This is a genomic window from Pantoea sp. XY16, from assembly GCF_025153065.1.
Classification (GTDB): domain Bacteria; phylum Pseudomonadota; class Gammaproteobacteria; order Enterobacterales; family Enterobacteriaceae; genus Pantoea; species Pantoea alfalfae.
Genome location: NZ_JANZNP010000014.1, coordinates 1 through 19,692 on the forward strand (window position 1 = coordinate 1; position 19,692 = coordinate 19,692).

Here is a 19,692-nt window from a genome sequence, read left to right on the forward strand (position 1 = left end):
GCTGGCGTCGGTTCCGGCTCAGGGGTAACTTCCGGCGCTGGTGTCGGTACCGGCTCAGGCGTGACTTCCGGCGCTGGCGTCGGTTCCGGCTCAGGCGTGACTTCCGGCGCTGGCGTCGGCTCTGGCTCTGGGGTAACTTCCGGGGCTGGCGTCGGTTCCGGCTCAGGCGTGACTTCCGGCGCTGGCGTCGGTTCCGGCTCAGGGGTAACTTCCGGCGCTGGCGTCGGTTCCGGCTCAGGCGTGACTTCCGGCTCAGCCGACTTGTTACTTTCCAGCACCCACAAAACACGGTTGTTATCGTCTTTCACCTGATAATTGGGGGTGTAAACGCTAAATCCGCTGTAGCTGTCTGCAAAAGAGAAATAGCTGTGAGACGTGCCAGCAGGTGCATCAACCATCACCAGATCCTGGGTCAGCGCAACGTCCTCTTCACTTCCGATTAGCAGACTTACGTCCAGCAGGTTGTCGCCACCACTCACCGAATTTTTTACAATCAGTTTGTCGCTTTCCAGTGTGGAGGGTTTAACGCCTAACATCAGATTTAACCCGGTCGCATTCAGCGTATCGACATTCAATGTTTTGGCGCTCCAGTTGCCCGAAGGCACCATTGAAAGTGTCGAACCACGTTTCGCCAGAAGTGAACTGACATTACTGTTGCCGGTCATCGTCCAGTTCGCAGTGGCATCCAGCGTCATAAGGTTGCTGCCCGTTGATGTCACGGCCCCCTGATAGTTAACCTTCCCAAGATAAAGTGAGGCGTTGTTCGCCAGCTGAACATCACCTTCCACTTCACTGGCGGGCAGCAGTGCCAGTGCATCCGCGCTTCGCAATGGCTGACTGCAGGAAACATCATCAGAATAGATGGCAGAATAGCAACGCCAGCTTTTCTCGCCTGCCAGCTCGCTATCGTTATAGCCAAAAGAGAGCGTTGACGAATCAGCAGCAACAATGTTGGCTTTCACACCAGCGTATTCTCCCACCTGGAAATGCGCACCAGTACCTACATTGATCTGATCGGCTTTAAACAGTGAAGTGTTCCAGTCGTCATCAATGACAACGCCTCCCGCATGTGGAACCGGCTGACCAGATAACACCACCGTACCGCTATCAACGTTGAGATTGCCGTTCAGGTTCATACCGCCGGTCAGTGCGGTAATCGCGGTGGCGTTACGCGGTAGAATGTTAACGTTCATCACGCCATTCAGCGCATTTTCCAGCGTTTCACCCAGAAAACCGCGGAACACCTGAACGTTCAGCTGTGTCAGGCGATGATTGATGGCTTCATCCGCATCGGTACCCAGATACGTCCAGATAGAGGTTGAGCTTTTATCAGTAGGGAAATAACCATAAGATGTCGTATTTAACTGAAAATACTCCGTATCTTTAGTGTAGGGATTTTTGTAAACATAAACAGATCCCGGCGTACCTGTACGATTGCTGCCGGTATAGCTGTAAAAAGGAACATCTGCGGCGGTATAGCCGGTAATATTGAGCGTTGCTTCATTATCACTGTGGTTAATCAGCGTAGCGCCGCTGTCGGTATGGTTGATCTTTTTAAAACTCAGCGCGTTACCATTTAAATCTAAACGACCACCGCGGTAACCAAAGAAAATCTGGTCAGTCGCGACCTGATTTTCATCGTTCAGTATAACGGTTGGCCGCCCACTCACTAAAGTGACTGACGAAAACGCCTGTTTATTGCCCGAGGCATCAGCTTGTTGATCGAGGATAACGGTACCCTCTCCCACATTCAGCGAACCCGGGTTTGTACCTACAGCATTGATATGTAGTGTACCTGCGCCGATTTTATGCAGCGCATCGCTTGCCAGGCCATTAACCTGCCACAGGACTTGTTTGTCTGCGTCAACTTCAACACCGCCGCCTGCCCAGGTTGCATTCACGCCCTCTTCTGAAGCCACGGTATAGTTATTAGAAAACTGAAGTTTACCTGCGCCCATATTGATTGGTGTATTCAGCGTAATCAGGCCGCCAGCGCCGTTGAAGCGCAGATCTTTGGTGGCATCAAGTTCTTCATTAGTAGACTGAGAAGGGGCAATACTCGCATATTTTTTATCAAGGCCACTCCATGACCAGGATGCATTATTTTGGGTTATGCCCTGGGCGTCCCAGAGAATGGAGCCTGCACCGGCAATGTCTGTAACATCTGGCGAGGTATTGATAGCGCTAATGGTCTGAATATACCCATCAGGGATATATTCCCACATAATAGTACTGCCATAACCTGCCGCAGTGGTTCCACCATGTAATACGCCCGCCACTTTCCATTTCTGATCAAATTCGTCAAAGGCTAAAATCGGGCTGCCGCTATCACCGCTCAGGGTACCAATCGCGAGCGGCGAAGTAAGTGGATTGTCTGGACCGTAATTAATCGCGCGCAGGGTTCCGGACGGCGTCGTTATCGTATCCGCATTAATGGTGCCGCCGCTTACCCAGTTGTAGGCACCGCTCAGCGTAATCTGTGTTGTTTGATCCTCACTGACCTGACTTTGTGTCCCCCCCCCGGTTCGGGTATACCAGGAAAAGCGTGACTTATCCGCAGTGCGCATAGTCGTCTTATCGAGCACTTCTGCTGGCGCGGCCTCTGTAACAACTTTATTTAAACGCGGGAGGTGAAAATCAACATCTGAGATCGTTGATTCATTGCGGTTAATTAGCTTATAGGTGGCGCCATACTGTGCACCGTTGCCAAATTTCAACGACTGATAGCCGGTGTTGTGACGGGCACTGGCAACATACGAGGGTGCTACCAGCGTGCTGTAGCCATAGGTCGCTACCATACCGAAATCAGGCATGGCGAAATCAAGATAGCCTGATAAAGAACCATCCATTTTATAGACAGGTATATTTGTCAGACCAACCGAATAATTTCCCAGGTTTTCAGCGAAATCACGATATTCCTGTACATCAATATCGTGTCGCATTATGCCCGCATAAGATTTGGTGCAGATAAAGAAGGTGCAACATAACGCTGCGCTTCCAAAATGTTTCAATGGATTATCCTCATGAGGCTATTATTATTTAAGAGAAACACCTTAATTAATGAAATAGTATCATTATGACAATCGGTAACAGAATCTGAGTTTTATATAGATATTGATTCAGATCAAATAAAGGAGGCAGGTTAGCGTAAAATTTGTGATAACTCATTGTATTAAAAGGCTATAAAAACCCATTATCAAATTGGATTACAAGCTTCAGATTTAATATTTTTCTTGAAAACCATGTCAGGACAATTGCCAAATGAGATCAAAATAGATATAAAAAAACACTTACTGATAAAAAATAATTTATTAATTCAGAAAAGTCACTTCCTCTACCTTGATATTAATTCTTACCTAAAAAATCTTATAATACTTTGTAGAAATAATATTCATTATCATTCATGGGATTAACCAATTCAGTGTCTGGTGTACATAAAACACGCGGTTAACCCCATTCATGGAGTCAGAACGACACGAGACATCCGTAGCAGTCCACAAAAAAGGACTGCGATAAATGATCGGGTGTCTTGCAAAGATTTAGCCAGCATTGAGCTAAGACAGAGCCTCAGGTTAATTATCTTTGCATTTCAATGGCTTTCGTTAACCCTACTGGCGGAAAAATTGAAAAGTGATTATTGCGGATGATCGCGATGATACAACGCCCACTGCTCAATCCTTTCTCCTGAAGGTAACAGGCAGTAGAGTGTGCTGGTGCTCAATGATTCATCCTTTACCTGCTGTCCGCCACGCTGCAGGCACCATTGACTTGCAGGATTTTGCATTACCAGGCGCTGTGGCTCAGCATGATGGGGCGTGCAGGCACTAATGTGTAGCGTGGCCAGCATCAGGGAGCCAACTGTTATTCTGTTTATGATTTTCATATAACCCTCTCTCAGCATCAATTTCAGGTCGGTGAGACTTCGCTTCTCATGCTTACAACGCTTATGGCACAAAGCGCAATAACGATTAGCGCATTAATTAATTCGCTCTTTGTCATACGTTTTTCATCGGCGATGGCTTCAGATTCCTTTCTGACCAGTTTATGGAAAAGTCTGGTATGTATCTGAGCGTGTAATAATGATAGCACCCACGCGCTAAACCCTCTCTTAACAACACCTATTGCTACCAGCATTCTCATTACTGACCTGCGAAACACAACAAATAAACACCAAAAGAGAATGACTGTAATAATAAATAACAAGACTTCCCGAGTGACAGTTAGCACATAATCTTAATTTTCAATGGAAATTCCTTTGTGGTGCTTCGATTCTTTTAACCTGTTGTCAAAAGACGCATACTTTCACTCTCTTTACATAATTAACGCCTGACCTGCATAATCCTGCCGCCCTAAGTAAAAATGCTGTTATTAATGGATTCTATTAACAAGACATTTAATTCGTATCGGGCCTGAGAAGCGTATGAAGTGCGAAATGGCATGCCTGTTTAACACTTTCAGAGTCCCCCGGCCCTTTAATAAAACCTTAAGGAAGAGTCACAGATATGAATAATAATACTGACTTAAATAAACGCGTAAAAGCGATGGTACTGGCGGGTGGTATGGGTATGTTGCCTCTGGTCAGTCCGGCGGCTATTGTCGGAAGCCAGAGAGGCGGAGATATTACGCTGGCAGATGGCACCACATTAATCGCCGATCAATCATCTGGCGATGGTTATTATGGCATTCTTGTAACAGGTGCAACCGCTGCTGAAGTGACAGCCGGTTCGGGCAGCACAGTTACGGTGAAAGACCCTGAGCATTACGCTAAGGGAATTTTCATCCAGGCTGCGAACAGTCACTTTACTGCTGATAAATTAATTCTCAATGTTTCAGGAATATCCGCAGTGGCGATGGAGCTCAGTGGAAAGCAGGTTACTGCCAATCTGGGATCAGGTAGCTCCGTCACATCGATTGGATCAGGTATTGCTTACGCAGAGGGGGTGGTTGTAAGCAATCAATCCTCGTTGCAGGCCGAAGCATCGAGTATCAGTACCCAGGGCACCAACGGTATTGCACTGCGCGTCAGCGGTTACGGGTCAAACGTTGATTTAGGCCGTGACAGTAGTATACAGACCAACGGGACCAACAGTCATGGCGTACAGGTGGATACACTGACCGGTGATGCGATGAATGGTGCCGCAACGCTTAAAGCGGAAGCGCTGACCATTAATACTCTTGGCGACACCTCGCAGGGCATCAATATTCAGGATAATGGCTCGGTTGATCTGGGCAGCCACTCAACCATTATCACCACAGGTCAGACTTCTGCAGGCATCTGGAGCCTGGGTGAACTGACTGCCGATCATCTGACAATCAGCACATCTGGCACGACTTCTCCTGGCATTTCAGCCAGAGAAAATAGCCTGATAAATGTCGGCGCATGCAGCGTGATCTCATCAGCGCAGACTGGCGGCCTTGTTGCAATGGATAATAATGCCATCCTCAACTTTTCAGGCAGTGAAGAGGAACGCAACATCATTCAGTCTGGCGGTTATGGCGCATCCGCGCAATCGACAGGTGCAGTGATCAATCTGGCAAACACAGATATTGTTCTTAAACAATCAGATATGGTCGGCAGAGGCCTTTGGTCTCTGGGGGGAGGCGTGATTAATGGCGAAGACATCAGCATCACCGGCCCTGATACAGGAATCGGTGTTGTCGCCTGGAATGGTGGCCAGACCAATCTGACAGGCGATCTCTCTATCAATATGGCCTCTCCGGACGGAGTAGCAATAGCAACACTCTACGCCGAAGGGTTTGCCCCGGGCGTTATTACTTCTCAGGGGAAAGCGGAAATCACCGGCAGCGTGGTATCGCTGGGGGGCCTGATCGATCTTAATTTAGAGCCGGGTTCACTGTGGTCCGGTAGTGCTACCAGCGATAATGTGAATGGCGGTCATTTAAACGTCAGCCTCACTAACAGCACATGGAACGTTAGTCAAACATCTAATCTTGATAACCTGACATTAAATAACTCACTGGCAGACCTTTCAGCAGCAACAGACGATGCGACCTACTCCACTCTGACCATTGCTAACCTGAGTGGTAGCGGCAACTTTACCCTTCGTACCAATCTGGTCGGCGATGGTGAAGGGGTAAATAATACTGGCGACAAAATCGTGGTGACCGAAAGCAGCGCAGGTGAATACGGTCTGAATATTCTGAACCGCGGCAGTGCCATTACCACAGGAAATGAAGTGCTGACCGTTGTTGAAACTACCGATGGTATCGCGACGTTCAGGGGCAACACCGACGTTGAACTGGGTGGCTATGTCTATTCGGTCAACAAACAGGGAACTAACTGGGTTCTCTCATCGCCAAAAGCGCCTGAAGCGCCTGCTGCAGATGAGCAACCCACTATTCCAGCGGATAACAACATTCAACCTGCTTCTGATGAGAAACCCTCAGCAGACCAACACCCCGTAGCCCCAACGGATAACAACATTCACCCGGCTTCAGATAAAGACATTAAAGAAAATGGAAATCCTACACAGCCAGCAGAACAAAATCACAATTCAACAATCACCACCACAGCGAATGCAGGCGCCAACTTCCTTAACATCGGTTATCTGATGAATTATGCCGAAATGCAGACTCTGATGCAGCGTATGGGTGATGTGCGCCAGGGAAAGACGAGCGGCAATGTCTGGCTGCGCGGAATGGATGGGCGTTTTAGTGGTTTTGCCAATGGCAAGCTGAGCAACTTCAGCATGAATTATTCAGGCTATCAGTTTGGGGTAGATAAACGCCTGTCCGATGATCTGCCGATTTATCTGGGCTTGTTTATGGGAGCAACAGAGGGCTCGCCTCATTATCGTGCTGGCGATGGCACGACTAAATCTGAACATTTTGGTATCTACGGCACATGGCTGAATGATGCAGGCTTCTACCTGGATGGCGTACTGAAATTCAACCGCCTGAGAAATCAATTTGATGTCAGCGATACGCAGAATAATCGCGTATCCGGACATGGTGTCTCATCAGGCCTGAGTGGATCACTCGAAGCCGGCAAGAAGTTCAGCTTCTCTGACGACCTTACTGGCTTTTACCTGGAACCACAGTTTCAGCTGACTGCCGGTCATCAGGATGGAACCTCTGTACAGGCGTCGAATGGCCTCAACATTAATCTCTCAAGTTACAAATCCATGATGGGAAGAGCCAGCGTACTGGCAGGTTATGAAGTCAATCAGAGCAACTACAAACTCAATGCTTATGTCAAAACAGGTGTTTTGCGCGAGTTTGACGGGGATGCTGCTTATGCTCTGAATGGTTCAGATGAGCGCCTCTCGTTTAAAGGTAATGGCTGGAATAACGGTATCGGTGTCAGTGCGCAAATCAGTAACCATACCCTTTTTATTGAAGGAGATAGGGTAAATGGAAATCGCTTCAACCAGCGCCAGGTTAACGCCGGTTATCGTTTTAGTTTTTAGTCAATAAACCAACAAATGATGGGTATTAAAGGAGACGTAAATGAAGAAAATATTATGAATGATCCTGGCCTTCATCACTTCAGGCTCGGCATATGCCCGGCAGGAAGTCACGGTCGCAGTGGCGAAAACCCTGCGCGACGATCGTCAGGTTACGCTCACGGGAACGATCACTGGCAGGGCCGATGATGATCACTACTGGTTAAAAGACCCGACTGGCCGCATCCGTGTCGATATAGACGATGATGATGACGATGATCGCTATCTGATTGGTAAAAAGGTACGGGTCAGCGGTGAAGTTGACCGGGATGATGGCTACAGCGAAATCAACGTAGATCGTGTTTATATTCTGAAATAAACATCTGAAAAAAAAGCCAGTGGCAGCACTGGCTTTTTACTTGTCTTAACTTATCAGAAGCTTCAGGTTCCTTACCGTTTGTAAAAGTAATTAGTACAAACAGTGTACCCATGTACCGATAGCGCCTGAACGTCATTATTTCTCAAAACCATTGATTTCAAATGCTGGTTAGCCATCCGGCTGAGCATTCACGCGTTTGTCCGGAAGATTTCTGTGTACTTATGTGCGTTTCTTTGAGTGTCAGCGCTGACTAAGAAGGATAACGGCTTCCCACGCCTGACTGAAACGCATCGGGAAGATGAAGTACGGGTGCAGCAACCACATCGTTACTGTAAATACAGATAACCTTCCCTGACATGAGTGCCGTTACCCTTTTAAAAGGGATGACCAGGGATTGATTTTTTCGCGGTTCTTTTTTCACATAAACCTCTCAACCCTTAACGACCAGAAGACAGCCTGTGAATGCCGTTATGCATCACAGAAAACCCGGACATCAGAATTAACGCTGTAATTTGCAGGATCACGGACATATGAGATGCATAAGGAGTTAAAATTTTGCAGACTCAATAACCCCCTTATAAAGCTCAAGCAGCGTCAGATCATTGATGAAGGCGTTAAAGGCCATATCACCACTTAGCGAAAACTTCTTCATGACATTGTATTTATGTGCATAAATTGTTTTAGCGGAGAGATTCAGCCGTTTAGCTGTCTGCCCTACGCTATACCCTTTCTTAAGAAAACTTAGCACCTGCAGCTGGACTACTGTAATACGCGCGAAATCGCAATGTGAGCAATCCGTGGGTACAAATCCTCTGGCGCTCCCCTGATTTCCCAGCCAGAACCGGATGATTTTATCAGCAATATCGCGAACAGAATCCCTGCGCGAAATGATAATCAAAGAACGATAGCAGAGAGGCAAATGCTCAGGAGTGATGTCTTCAATATCGTCAACAAAGACCATTAAAATGCTACCGGGCTTCCGATCCCGGTAGGCAGGCTGACACATATAAAGGCGCCACTGTGCAACACTAATCAGTATAAAGTCCGCCTGACATAAATTTTTCGCGTCATAGGCGGGTAAGAATTCTACTGACGTATCTGATAACAGTGCCTCCTCAATAATTTTGGAGATGCCCAGCCGAAAGAAGTAGTTCTCATTTGTACAAACGACTTTAAAATGCATTTTTCCCTTAAGCATCCCAAAAGTTAAATAAAAAAATCAGGTAAACTTGCCATTAACCAGGGTCAGTTCACCTTTCTCTTTTAATTCTTTCAAAACCCTGCAAATGGAGCTTTTTGAAAGATGAGAACTGTTTTCAATCAGGTAAAGTGCCGAAAAGCGCTTCTTAAGATGCGGTGGCAATTTTTCCCAGCGACCAATTAAAGAAATCACTTCATCATATGAGTTATTCTTGGGTAGCTGAATGTAGTTCATCAGGTCTGAGTACTGGCCCGAAAGAATGGACATGGCATCGTTAAAGAGGTCTTTCTCAAATACCAGTCGCCAGAACACATCGTAATCAATGAAACTGACCTTCCCATAATCGATTCTTTCCAGATAGACAGGAGGTTCATCGAGTGCCGGTGTGACACCGACAACAAAGGGAGCAGACAGAATATTTAAGACCTTATTTTCACTCTTTAATTTCAGTAAGAAGTCACCATCAAGAATGAACATTACACGGCGTACATTATCTTTAGTGAGATGATAACGACGCTTACCGCGTGAAATCTCATCTGGATTAGCAACCTGGGTGTACCCGGCCAGCGCATCGATGATCCGCTCATGATTCTCAGTCACTCTATACATAATAATTAACTCAATCTAACTAACACGAAGTTAGTGATTAGTAGAAAAATTAGTAAAAATCCGTTTGTTATAGTCTCTTTTTTTCGCCTGGTGTATTTCTGATCTCTGGCCTTCCCCCGGATATAAGCCATAGAAGAGGTCGTTATTGGTTTCACTATAGTAAAACCATTGCGATAAAATTCAACACCACAAACATGCAAAAAGGAAGAGCATTAAGCCAGCGAATGGCATAACAACCAGATATTTCACCGCTTTAAAGTCATTTAATCAGTAATTCAAACTAACAAGTAGAGACTTACTGATAGGGTTATAACTTTTTTCTTAAAAAAGGAATCAATCATAACCATATGGAAATTAATGTTATAAAAACACCGTATTAAAAAAACAAGTACGCAGTGGCATTTTAAAAACCTGTAATAATCTTCACATGGTTACTCATAATAGAATCATTGTTAATTCCTCCGTAAAAATAAAAAAAACCAACACAGCACCTGATGGCATAAATTAAACCATAGCATTCCCATAACAGACATTTAAATCGACAAATTATTAATATATAGATTTAAATTCTATTTTTTTATATTTTTTAAGCATTATACTCCATTAATGGATAAGGCTCTAAGCGCCAGGATTTTACCTTACGCTTCATATGAATCTCACTTACTCAGAATCAGGCTGTTTTAAGAAACCCCTATAGATTATTCTCAAAGCCTTTACATCGCAGAATGTGTACCATTCTCACCGCCTGAAATTGATAGTGCCGCCTCAACGCAAGACACCTCAACAAATATGAAGAGAAATAACTTATCCATAATATGAACAACCTCACCCCACCCGTCCAAATTATAAAGAATGTAAAAAAAATGTAATGAATTCAAACTTTATATAGCCAGTGAAAACCGCACCAAAAATCAATTATGGATACTTTACTATTTTATTTTTTATGGCCTCCGAATCTAATAACGCCGTTCGCTTGAAGCGGCATTTTAAAAAATTCATTACTGAATAACTGAATAACTGAATAATTGATTAATCGTGGAGATATAAATGAGAGAGTTAACATCTGTTGAAATGCAGACCGTTTCAGGCGCAGGTTTTTTTGATTTCATCGGTTCAGTCGTTGTAGGTGCAGCTGCAGGTATTACTGCTTTCGGTCTCAAATGGGCCATGAGTGGCGGTAGTGCGGGCGGCTTATTGGGCGTTGGCTTAGTTTCAGGAGCTGGCGGCCTGGTTATCGGTGCCGTTGTAGGTCTGGTTGATGGCGCACTTTATGGTGCAATGAATGGCTGGGAAACAACTGCAGGCTGGTTCAATAACATCGTGGAAAACCAGTTTGACCTGGGCACGCCAGTAATTACTGCATAAGGAAAAATCATGCGTGAATTGAAAACTAATGAAATTGAAGGCGTCAGTGGCGGCTCATTAACTTCCGTAATTTTAGATTTCTTCAAACAGATTGGCGGAAGCTCCAAAGAAAAAACTGAGTGGGTACGTCCGGAATCAATACCAGAAGCTAACCCGGTTAGCGGTACTGCTTTTGGCATGGGTGTTGTCGGTGTTGCTGCGGCCGTAGTTTTCGGCCTGCTGATGTTCTGATTTACCAGGAAGGCGATAGACTTCCGGAAAGGAATGGGCGCTTGTCATAAAACTCAATCGCTCATAATTAAATGTTGTTCACTATTTTATACAAAGGAAAGTATATGAAAAAGGTATATATGGTTGCTATGGGTCTGCTGCTGACAGCGGCGCAGGTTAATGCAGCAGAAGCTTCAGATGGCACCCTTAACTTCACCGGTACCATTGCATCTCAGACCTGTACCGTAAGTGTTAACGGCGGAAGCAGTACTGCCACAGTTACCCTGCCGAAAGTAGCAGCCGGTGTATTAAATGCGGCAGGTGCCGTTGCGGGCAACACTCGCTTTACTCTGGCGCTGAGCGACTGCTCTGCAACAACGGGCGATGTCTACGCTTACTTTGAGCAGGGCGCTGGTGTGAACGCCAACGGTCGCCTGACTAACACGGGTACCGCTACCGGTGTTGATCTGCAACTGCTGGACAGCGCCAACAAAGCCATCAATGCAGGCAGCACTGAACAGTCTACCTCTCCTGCCACTGTCGCTCTGACAGCAGGGGCTGGCACCCTGTCTTACTCAGCTCAGTACTATGCAACTGCTGCTGCAGAAGCGGGTACCGTTGCATCAACAGTAAACTATTCAATCAATTACCTGTAATTGATTATGGTGAGGGCAGTGCCCTCACCACTCTTCCCCTTTCATCACTTCAGTTAATATCATGAAAAAAAAAAGTTTTAAATTTTTAATCTCCTGCTTGCTCACTTGCGCAATGACTTCGTCTGCCTTTGCCAGTGTGACCATTATTGGTACCCGGGTAATCTACCCTGCCTCCGAAAAAGAGGTTACCGTTCGTCTGGATAACCGCGGCGATCGTCCCGCACTTGTTCAGGCATGGGTTGATAACGGCAACCCTGACGAAGCAGTAGATAAGATAAATGTTCCTTTCGTTTTATTACCTCCGGTTTTCCGTATGGAAGCGAATAAAGGGCAAACGTTACGTATTGTTTTTACGGGCGCCAATTTGCCAACCGATAAAGAATCTATCTTCTGGCTTAATGTCCTTGATATACCTCCTCGAGATAAAAGCCTGGCTAACCAGAACCAGTTGCAAATGGCGATCCGGAGTCGCATCAAGATTTTTTATCGTCCAGTTCAGTTTGATACAGCGCAGGCCAATAAAGCTGCGTCAGGGCTGGTATGGCGCCACGGTCAAAAGCCTAATTTTCTTTCCGCAACTAACAACTCACCTTTCTACGTTAACGTCTCACAGATTAATGCAGAAGATAACTCAGGTCATAAATTAGCCAGTGAAAAAGGGGAAATGCTGGCACCAGGCGAAACAAAAGAATTCCCGCTGAAAGGCATGAGCACAAGTCAAATAAAAACAACATTTAATTATCAGTATCTGGACGACTTTGGTGCAGCACGTAAGGTTGAAAGCAAAATAAACGAGTAGCTTTTGGTAATTATCCAGGGGAAATTATGATGGCAAGGACGGTATTTTTTAATAAATCAACTGGCAAAATTTGTTATCGCTCTTTTTTGGCGCTGTTTCTGACCGCAGCAACTCAGTCAGCGTTTGCTGAAACTGCTTATGATTTCGATGAATCATTTGTAAAAAATTTAGCTGGCGTAAAAGTAGATGTTTCCCGCTACGCAACAGGTAACCCCATTGATCCCGGCGTCTACACGCTGGATATCTTTTTAAATGGCCGTCAGATTAGTCGGGAGAATGTTCAGGTTGTACGTGAGGGAGCAGGTACTAAGGCCTGTCTTTCCTATGATCTGGTAAAAAGCCTTTCCATTAAAGATACGGTATTCAGCTCTGAGCAAGCTGAAGAGTTACGTTCAGGTAAGCAATGTATAGCACTGGAAGATGTGGTTAAGGAGAGTCATGCCGCAATCAACTCCGCTGATATGCAGATGGACATCTCAATTCCACAGATTTATCTGCTGCGCTCAGCACGTGGCTATGTCGCTCCAGAATTCTGGGATAAGGGTGAAACGGCGTTAACACTTAACTATGATACCAACTATTACCGCTCTGTTAACGACGGACGTGAATATGACTCTTTTTATGGCAGAGCGCTGGCAGGTTTTAACCTTGGCGGTTGGATGTTTCGTCATGATGGCTCATTAAGCTGGCGACGCCAGCAAGGTAAGGAGTCTCATCATTATAATGCCATCAACACCTATGTTCAGCGTGATATCCCGCAACTGAAATCACGCTTACTGTTAGGTGAAGGTAATACGAGTGGCGAGCTCTTTGATACCCTCTCATTCCGCGGTGCACAGATATCGACTGTCGATCAAATGTGGCCTGATTCACAACGTGGTTACGCACCTGAAATTCGTGGCGTTGCGCGTACTAATGCTCAGGTAACTGTATCGCAAAACGGCAGTAAAATTTATGAGACAACCGTTTCGCCAGGCCCCTTTAACATCTCTGACCTCTACCCTACCGGCTACGGTGGCGACTTAGATGTCACTGTAAAAGAAGCTGACGGCAGCGAAACGCGTTTTTCAGTACCTTATGCAGCTATGACGAGACTGAAGCGCCCGGGCATGACGTTCTACTCTGTGACGGGAGGTGTGTCGCGTAAAGACAACATGGCTTATACGCCTTCTGTTTATCAGGGCACCCTTCAGCATGGCTTTACCAATAGCCTGACCGGTTATACCGGTATTCTGGGATCAGATAACTATATCTCAGCGCTGTTAGGCGGTGCATTTGGGTTACCGATCGGCGCTATCTCTCTTGATATCACCGGTGCTCAGACAAAATATGGCGATGAGAAAAAACAGGGTGTGAGCTATCGTGCAACCTACAGTAAAAAAGTTTCTCAGACTGACACCAACTTTACCCTCGCAGCGTATAGATTTTCGTCATCAGGCTATTACAGCTATGACAATGCCCTGCAAATTAATAACTATTATAAAAAGAATAAAACTAACGGAGCACAATATCTCTCCCGGCCTAAACAACGCTTTTCACTGACTGCCAGCCAAAATTTTGGAGAGTCATATGGGAATATCTATCTTACTGGTTTCGTTCAAAATTACTGGAACAGTACCGGTACAAACACCCAATTTCAGTTAGGCTATAATAATAGAATTGGTCGCGTGTCCTATACATTATCAGCAAACCGATTATTATATTCAACCGGTGGGCATGACACGCAACTCTCACTCGACTTCTCTATACCACTTGGTAGTGAAAGTAAAAATTATGTAACCGGAAGCGCCACACATAATAAAGATGGTGTAACTGCGCAAACTGCAGTTAATGGCGTACTAGGGGAGAATGATCAATATAGCTATAACGTAGGTGCTGCACGCGATATCGATAATAAAAAATCAGGTTCGATCGGTGGTCAATATCGTTCACCTTACAGCATGCTGACAGCGTCATATACCAAGGGAGAGGACTATTATTCAGCCTCAGCAGGTGCCAGCGGAACTGTGGTTGCCTTGCCTGATAGCATTAACTTTAGTGCCTATCAGTCAACTACGTATGCTGTAGTCAGTGCCGCTGATGCGGAAGGTGCTCGGGTGCTTGGTTATCCAAATATAGTGTTAAACGGAAGCGGCAGAGCAATAGTACCTAATCTTAACCCGTACAGGATAAATGAACTGGCGATTGATCCGAAAGGTATTCCGCTTGATGTTGAGCTGGAGTCAACTCAACAGCGAGTTATTCCTGTTGAAGGTGCTGTAGTCAGACTGGACTATAAAACCACTAAGGGAAAACCACTTTTAATAAGGGCAAATCAGCCTAATGGCAATGCCTTACCTTTTGGTGCATCAGTTAATGATGAAAATGGCAATCTGGTAACTACTGTTTCACAGGGTGGTCAGATTTACGTCAGGCTGAATAAAGATGTCAGCCGCCTGCATGTTTCATGGGGGAAAACGGCAAATGACAATTGTCTGGTTAACCTTGAATCTGGTGCCGTTCAGTCCAGTGAGAATCAGACACTGGCGAGACTGACGACAACCTGCAGTAGCGATCAAATGCAGCCGGTACGGTACGCTTCTAATACCGACAACAAAGATACACAGGGTTAATGAGGTAACATCATGTTTTTAATTTCAGGAAAGAAAATAATTCGCCTCATTGGCTCAGTTTCATTAATGTTAAGTTTGATGCTGATGGCTACTTTTAATGTTAATGCAGCGGGCACATCAACGGATGTCACACTGACGTGTAAAATGACCAAATCCCTTTCGGTGGTCGACGTTATGTCATTAGGCATTAATATTTCAGCAGCTGTACCGGTGGGTACGATCGTTTACAGCGGCACGGCAACGGCTAACTTCAAATGTGCGCTGGACAATTTGCAGCAGTTCGTAGATGGATTATCCGGTGAAGTCTATTTTAAGCGCAAAGCGATTGACGCGGATGCACTGGGCTATGGATTGACATTATATACCGGCTATGGCGGTGACATGGGTACCGAGGTGGCAAACATTCCAACCGGGATAATGATCAGTACTTATGCTTTAACCAGCGGTGGGACCGTGGGCGCCTATACGGATGTTTCTCTGGACGTGCCTTATCAGATCGTTAAGACATCTAATTCTATGACACCATCAAAGTCACTCAAAAACTATGTAAACCCCTTTGATGTCGGTTCGTTAGTATCTGGAAGAGATGAGACATTCCAGTTTACCAATATTAAAACAGGTATCACAGTTAAAGATCAGACTTGCTCAGTCGCCGGTGATACCAATCTGCCTGTACCATTAGGTAGTTACACGACAAACCCCAGTAGCGGTTTAGGATCAGGAATCGGCCAGACTAGCGCTACAACCGCGTTTAATATTCAGCTTAACTGTGAAGCACTTCTTTCGGGTTCGTTTGATGTGATGATGCAGTTGGATGGTGACGCGTCTGGCGGATTATCCGATTTGGGTGTGGTAGCACTTAATTCGACCTCAACAGCGAGTGGTGTCGGTGTACAAATCCTTAATGAAAATCAGCAGCCGATTGCACTTGCTACTCCATTTAACATTGCGACTTATCCGCTCTCATCTGCATTAATCACGGTGCCACTCTATGCACGTTATTATCAGACGGCTGCGAAAATAAATCCTGGCACGGCCAATGCAGTAGCAACGTATACGCTTAGTTACCAGTAATCAGCAGGGCTCTGCGGAGCCCTTCTTCATATTTTATCTACAGAAAAGGATTATCTGTGAATAAACCTAGGGAAAAAAACAAGCTCAGACTTGGTGTATCAGATGAAAGCCCATTTATTCTTTACTCCATTCAAAACATACTCGTAAAGGAGTTTTTAGAACTTGATATTGTTGCTTATCCGGTTGAAGCTTATCATTTACTGTCTGTTATCAGAGAGGATATGCCAGATATATTAATAACGGACTTTTGCTTTAATTTTGAGCGTAATGATGTCAATGGCGTGAGGAAAATAGAACAGATACATAAGCAAAATCCGGATTTAAAAATTATCATTTTTACTGCACAAAACAGTCAGGCTATTTTGAAAAGTATATTACAAATCCCGGTCAATGCCATTGTGCACAAACGAGATGACATTCGTGATTTGGTCAAGGCATTCAATTGGGTTTGCTCATCCAATTCCGGAATATACTACTCAGAACAGATGAAGAATTTAATGCTCTCTGCACCCGCAGATCCGACACAAACACTTTTATCGCCTTCAGAAGTAGAGGTTATTCGATTGTTCGCCATTGGATATAGCCTGATGGAAATAGCAAAAGCGCGTAAACGTAGCATAAGCACCGTTGCAACACAGAAATACAATGCTATGCGTAAGCTTCAGCTGCAATCAAATACAGATTTGATTAAGTATGTTTTTGCACAGGAACTCATTTAACTCCCCTAGCACAAAAAATTTTTATATACAGCGAAAATCATGAACTTTCATAATCTGAATATAGCAGTACTGGCACTCACCTGTGCTCCATTTTGTACATTCGCAACTAACCTGCAGCAAGCTGCTCAGGCTGCATTGAGCTATGACTCTGCACTACAATCCAGTCAGATGACCAGTGCAGCAGATAAACAAAAATACTGGCAAGGTATGGCCGGAATGCTGCCAACATTAACCCTGGAGGGAAACTGGGATCGTCAGGAACAACCTGATAAGAAATATCAGAGTGGGGTAACCAACCACAGCTACGATCTCAGCGTCAGACAACCGCTGTTTGATATGAGCAAGTATGCCGGATGGCGTAAAGGTGTTGCTATTGCCAACACGGCTGAAGCACAGGCAAAACAGGCTGAAGAGAAGTTACTTAGCGCTATCAGCAATGCTTATTTTACGGTGCTTTATCAGCAGGAAGTTTTGCAGGCCGCAAAAGCCGCCAGTCATAACTTTAAGCAACAAGAGCAAAAACTTCAGACCGGCTTAATCAATGGACAGAATACCCGCACTGAACTGGACGAGGCAAAAGCTAACTACGCTCTGGCACAGGCTAAGGAAATAGAAGCTGGCAATCAGCTATTGCTGGCAGGCGAGGCATTTCGCCGTTTATCAGGTATCAGTCCGGACACTGTAGAACCGGTGAATTTTCAGTGCCTGAAAGCATCGCCCTATTCTTCTCTGACCGATGCAATTAATGCCAGCCAGCAGCGTAATACTGATATTAAAATTGCGCTTTTTCAGAATGATCAGGCAGATGCAGATGTTCTTGCGGCTGACGGCGCACACATGCCCGTGGTCTCGCTCTATGCGCGATACGGCAAGAACTGGAGTCGTAATGACGACGACGACAATATTCTGTATGACGCAATCTTCGGGACGAACTCAAAGAGTAATAACCTGCAATATGGCGTAAACGTTTCTGTTCCGTTGTTTGCCGGCGGCAGTCAGGTTTCACAATCTTTTGAAGCAGCTTATCGTCGTCAGGCAGCAAAGTATTCCACGATGGAAGCACAACGCAAAGCGGCAACCGATACCCGTTCTGCCTGGCTTAGCCTGACCAATGGCAAAGCCTTAATCAGTGCTCAAAAGAATGCCGTCGACTCAGCACGTGAAAAAGTGGTGTCGGTCCAGTATGGCCGTGAAATGGGCTTCCGCACCGTTAACGATGAACTGGATGCTCAGCAAAAATATTACACCGCACTCAAAGATCAGGCTGAAGCACGATTAAGTTATCTCAATGCCCTGATCAATCTGGCGCAAAGCACCGGATCGTTATCACTCGACATGCTGAATTTTTTTCAGTGCCGTTAATCCCTTAATTATGATGAATCTATAAATGGAACAATCACTTTTCCGTCAGGAGGCGCTTGATGCCGCTAACCGGGGTAACCTGGGTATAGTGGCACTTTATTGTCCGCCCTATCGCTGGCTTGTTATTTCTGTGGTGATTTTTATTACTGCCGTTACAGCCCTGTTTTTCATTTTCGGCAGCTATACGAAATATGAATCTTCTACCGGAGAACTGCTGCCTGAGAATGGCATGTTAGTCGTTCCTCCGCCTGTAAGCGCAACCGTAGTGGATATTCCGGTTAAAGAGGGACAACTGGTCAACAAAGATGATGTTCTTATGGTGTTGTCATCCGAAGTCTCCACACAGATGGGACAGACGCGTCAGGTTATCGCCGAAAATCTGGTGGCTCAGCGGGAACGACTTCAGCAGGATCTTCAGACGCTTGCCAAATTACATGACGTCGAAATGAAAGGGTTATCCGACACCATCGCCAGTCTGAAACTCCAGCAGGAACAGCTGAGACTTCAGCTGACACACCGTCGCAAGCAGGTGGCGTTAGCGAAACTGCAACTGGATAAACTCAACGCTATGCACCTGGAAGGGTACGCCTCAAATCGTCAGCTGGAAGAGCAGGAATCCAATCTGCTCGACAGTCAGGCACGTTACCAGGAGTACCAGCGTCAGCTGCTGGACACGTCGCAAAAAATTGTTCAGGCGGAGCAGCAACTACATGAAAAGCCGCTGGATGATGAGAAAAAACGCAACGACATCGAACGGCAACTGGCAGATAACCGTCAGTCAATGGCAGAGAATGAAGCGCGCCGATCCATTGAGCTTCGTGCGCCGAAGAGTGGTTATGTCGGCATGATCATGGTCAAAAATGGTCAGATGCTAAACGCCGGTCAATCGGCAATCGCGATTCTGCCTCACAATACTAATCTTGTTGCCCGCATCATGGTCAATACGCAATCCATTGGCTTTATCCAGCCAGGTCAGCGTGTTGTGCTGCGCTATAAAGCCTTCCCTTACCAAAAATTTGGCCAGCAATATGGCAAGGTGATCGAGGTTTCGCGAACCGCCCTCTCTCCTCAGGAAGTCTCCACCTTAACCGGTAAAAATAATGTTCAGGAACAGCAGTACCGGGTTCTGGTCTCTCTGGATAAACAAACTATTTCTGCTTATTCGCAGAATGAAAAACTGAAGCCAGGTATGGCGCTGGATGCCGACTTTATTGTCGACAAACGTCGTCTCTATGAATGGGTACTGGAGCCGATTTTCGCGCTGGGACACAAAATTTCTCTCTGATTTAGAAGGTCTGTT

General features: G+C 45.6%; 15 protein-coding genes. 11 read left to right on the top strand and 4 right to left on the bottom strand.

What is annotated here, in order from left to right:
- Both N1689_RS18250 and N1689_RS18255 read right to left on the bottom strand, forming a co-directional pair.
- Nucleotides 1–2,942: S6 family peptidase (locus N1689_RS18250; protein ID WP_260059690.1), on the bottom strand; the 2,942-nt coding region annotated here is incomplete at its 3' end.
- Between the two features lie 692 nt (nt 2,943–3,634).
- Nucleotides 3,635–3,883, bottom strand: coding sequence for a DUF333 domain-containing protein (locus N1689_RS18255; protein ID WP_161736942.1), 249 nt, complete (start codon nt 3,881–3,883; stop codon nt 3,635–3,637).
- Nucleotides 3,884–4,502: 619 nt separating this feature from the next.
- Between N1689_RS18255 and N1689_RS18260 the strand changes: the two genes are divergently transcribed.
- Together N1689_RS18260 and N1689_RS18265 are read left to right on the top strand one after the other, a co-directional pair.
- Nucleotides 4,503–7,430: an autotransporter outer membrane beta-barrel domain-containing protein gene (locus N1689_RS18260; RefSeq protein ID WP_260059691.1), complete on the top strand. Its 2,928-nt coding sequence runs from the start codon at nt 4,503–4,505 to the stop codon at nt 7,428–7,430.
- 58 nt (nt 7,431–7,488) lie between these two features.
- A complete protein-coding gene (locus N1689_RS18265; protein WP_260059693.1) occupies nt 7,489–7,785 on the top strand; it encodes a NirD/YgiW/YdeI family stress tolerance protein in 297 nt (98 codons plus the stop codon).
- Nucleotides 7,786–8,332: 547 nt separating this feature from the next.
- On the opposite strand, the gene N1689_RS18270 is transcribed toward N1689_RS18265, so the two are convergent.
- Both N1689_RS18270 and N1689_RS18275 read right to left on the bottom strand, forming a co-directional pair.
- Nucleotides 8,333–8,968 (bottom strand): LuxR family transcriptional regulator, encoded by a 636-nt coding sequence (locus tag N1689_RS18270; RefSeq protein ID WP_161736945.1) that lies wholly within the window; start codon nt 8,966–8,968, stop codon nt 8,333–8,335.
- Nucleotides 8,969–9,004: 36 nt separating this feature from the next.
- Complete coding sequence (locus N1689_RS18275) at nt 9,005–9,595, bottom strand: helix-turn-helix domain-containing protein (RefSeq protein ID WP_161736946.1); 591 nt, start codon at nt 9,593–9,595, stop codon at nt 9,005–9,007.
- Between the two features lie 1,047 nt (nt 9,596–10,642).
- Between N1689_RS18275 and N1689_RS18280 the strand changes: the two genes are divergently transcribed.
- The 9 genes from N1689_RS18280 (at nt 10,643) to N1689_RS18320 (ending at nt 19,677) form a co-directional block, all read left to right on the top strand.
- The gene (locus N1689_RS18280; protein ID WP_161736960.1) at nt 10,643–10,960 is read left to right on the top strand and encodes a hypothetical protein; all 318 of its coding nucleotides are present in this window, start codon (nt 10,643–10,645) and stop codon (nt 10,958–10,960) included.
- Between the two features lie 9 nt (nt 10,961–10,969).
- Complete coding sequence (locus N1689_RS18285) at nt 10,970–11,191, top strand: hypothetical protein (protein WP_260059695.1); 222 nt, start codon at nt 10,970–10,972, stop codon at nt 11,189–11,191.
- 104 nt (nt 11,192–11,295) lie between these two features.
- On the top strand, nt 11,296–11,826 hold the full coding sequence (locus tag N1689_RS18290) for a fimbrial protein (protein ID WP_161736962.1): 531 nt from the start codon (nt 11,296–11,298) through the stop codon (nt 11,824–11,826).
- A gap of 61 nt (nt 11,827–11,887) precedes the next feature.
- The gene (locus N1689_RS18295; RefSeq protein WP_161736963.1) at nt 11,888–12,625 is read left to right on the top strand and encodes a molecular chaperone; all 738 of its coding nucleotides are present in this window, start codon (nt 11,888–11,890) and stop codon (nt 12,623–12,625) included.
- A gap of 26 nt (nt 12,626–12,651) precedes the next feature.
- On the top strand, nt 12,652–15,237 hold the full coding sequence (locus N1689_RS18300) for a fimbria/pilus outer membrane usher protein (RefSeq protein ID WP_260059700.1): 2,586 nt from the start codon (nt 12,652–12,654) through the stop codon (nt 15,235–15,237).
- Nucleotides 15,238–15,249: 12 nt separating this feature from the next.
- Nucleotides 15,250–16,311, top strand: coding sequence for a fimbrial protein (locus N1689_RS18305; protein ID WP_161736965.1), 1,062 nt, complete (start codon nt 15,250–15,252; stop codon nt 16,309–16,311).
- 56 nt (nt 16,312–16,367) lie between these two features.
- Complete coding sequence (locus tag N1689_RS18310; protein WP_260059703.1) at nt 16,368–17,030, top strand: response regulator transcription factor; 663 nt, start codon at nt 16,368–16,370, stop codon at nt 17,028–17,030.
- Between the two features lie 39 nt (nt 17,031–17,069).
- Nucleotides 17,070–18,392: a TolC family outer membrane protein gene (locus N1689_RS18315; RefSeq protein ID WP_161736323.1), complete on the top strand. Its 1,323-nt coding sequence runs from the start codon at nt 17,070–17,072 to the stop codon at nt 18,390–18,392.
- A gap of 25 nt (nt 18,393–18,417) precedes the next feature.
- Nucleotides 18,418–19,677, top strand: coding sequence for an HlyD family secretion protein (locus N1689_RS18320; protein WP_161736322.1), 1,260 nt, complete (start codon nt 18,418–18,420; stop codon nt 19,675–19,677).
- The last annotated feature ends 15 nt before the right edge of the window (nt 19,678–19,692 follow it).

Bases quoted from the DNA above. Each gene is read 5' to 3' on its own strand.
- N1689_RS18285 (WP_260059695.1), top strand. From the start codon at position 10,970: ATGCGTGAATTGAAAACTAATGAAATTGAAGGCGTCAGTGGCGGCTCA.
- N1689_RS18295 (WP_161736963.1), top strand. From the start codon at position 11,888: ATGAAAAAAAAAAGTTTTAAATTTTTAATCTCCTGCTTGCTCACTTGC.
- N1689_RS18290 (WP_161736962.1), top strand. From the start codon at position 11,296: ATGAAAAAGGTATATATGGTTGCTATGGGTCTGCTGCTGACAGCGGCG.
- N1689_RS18265 (WP_260059693.1), top strand. From the start codon at position 7,489: ATGATCCTGGCCTTCATCACTTCAGGCTCGGCATATGCCCGGCAGGAA.
- N1689_RS18315 (WP_161736323.1), top strand. From the start codon at position 17,070: ATGAACTTTCATAATCTGAATATAGCAGTACTGGCACTCACCTGTGCT.
- N1689_RS18300 (WP_260059700.1), top strand. From the start codon at position 12,652: ATGATGGCAAGGACGGTATTTTTTAATAAATCAACTGGCAAAATTTGT.
- N1689_RS18260 (WP_260059691.1), top strand. From the start codon at position 4,503: ATGAATAATAATACTGACTTAAATAAACGCGTAAAAGCGATGGTACTG.
- N1689_RS18280 (WP_161736960.1), top strand. From the start codon at position 10,643: ATGAGAGAGTTAACATCTGTTGAAATGCAGACCGTTTCAGGCGCAGGT.
- N1689_RS18320 (WP_161736322.1), top strand. From the start codon at position 18,418: ATGGAACAATCACTTTTCCGTCAGGAGGCGCTTGATGCCGCTAACCGG.
- N1689_RS18305 (WP_161736965.1), top strand. From the start codon at position 15,250: ATGTTTTTAATTTCAGGAAAGAAAATAATTCGCCTCATTGGCTCAGTT.
- N1689_RS18275 (WP_161736946.1), bottom strand. From the start codon at position 9,595: ATGTATAGAGTGACTGAGAATCATGAGCGGATCATCGATGCGCTGGCC.
- N1689_RS18255 (WP_161736942.1), bottom strand. From the start codon at position 3,883: ATGAAAATCATAAACAGAATAACAGTTGGCTCCCTGATGCTGGCCACG.
- N1689_RS18270 (WP_161736945.1), bottom strand. From the start codon at position 8,968: ATGCATTTTAAAGTCGTTTGTACAAATGAGAACTACTTCTTTCGGCTG.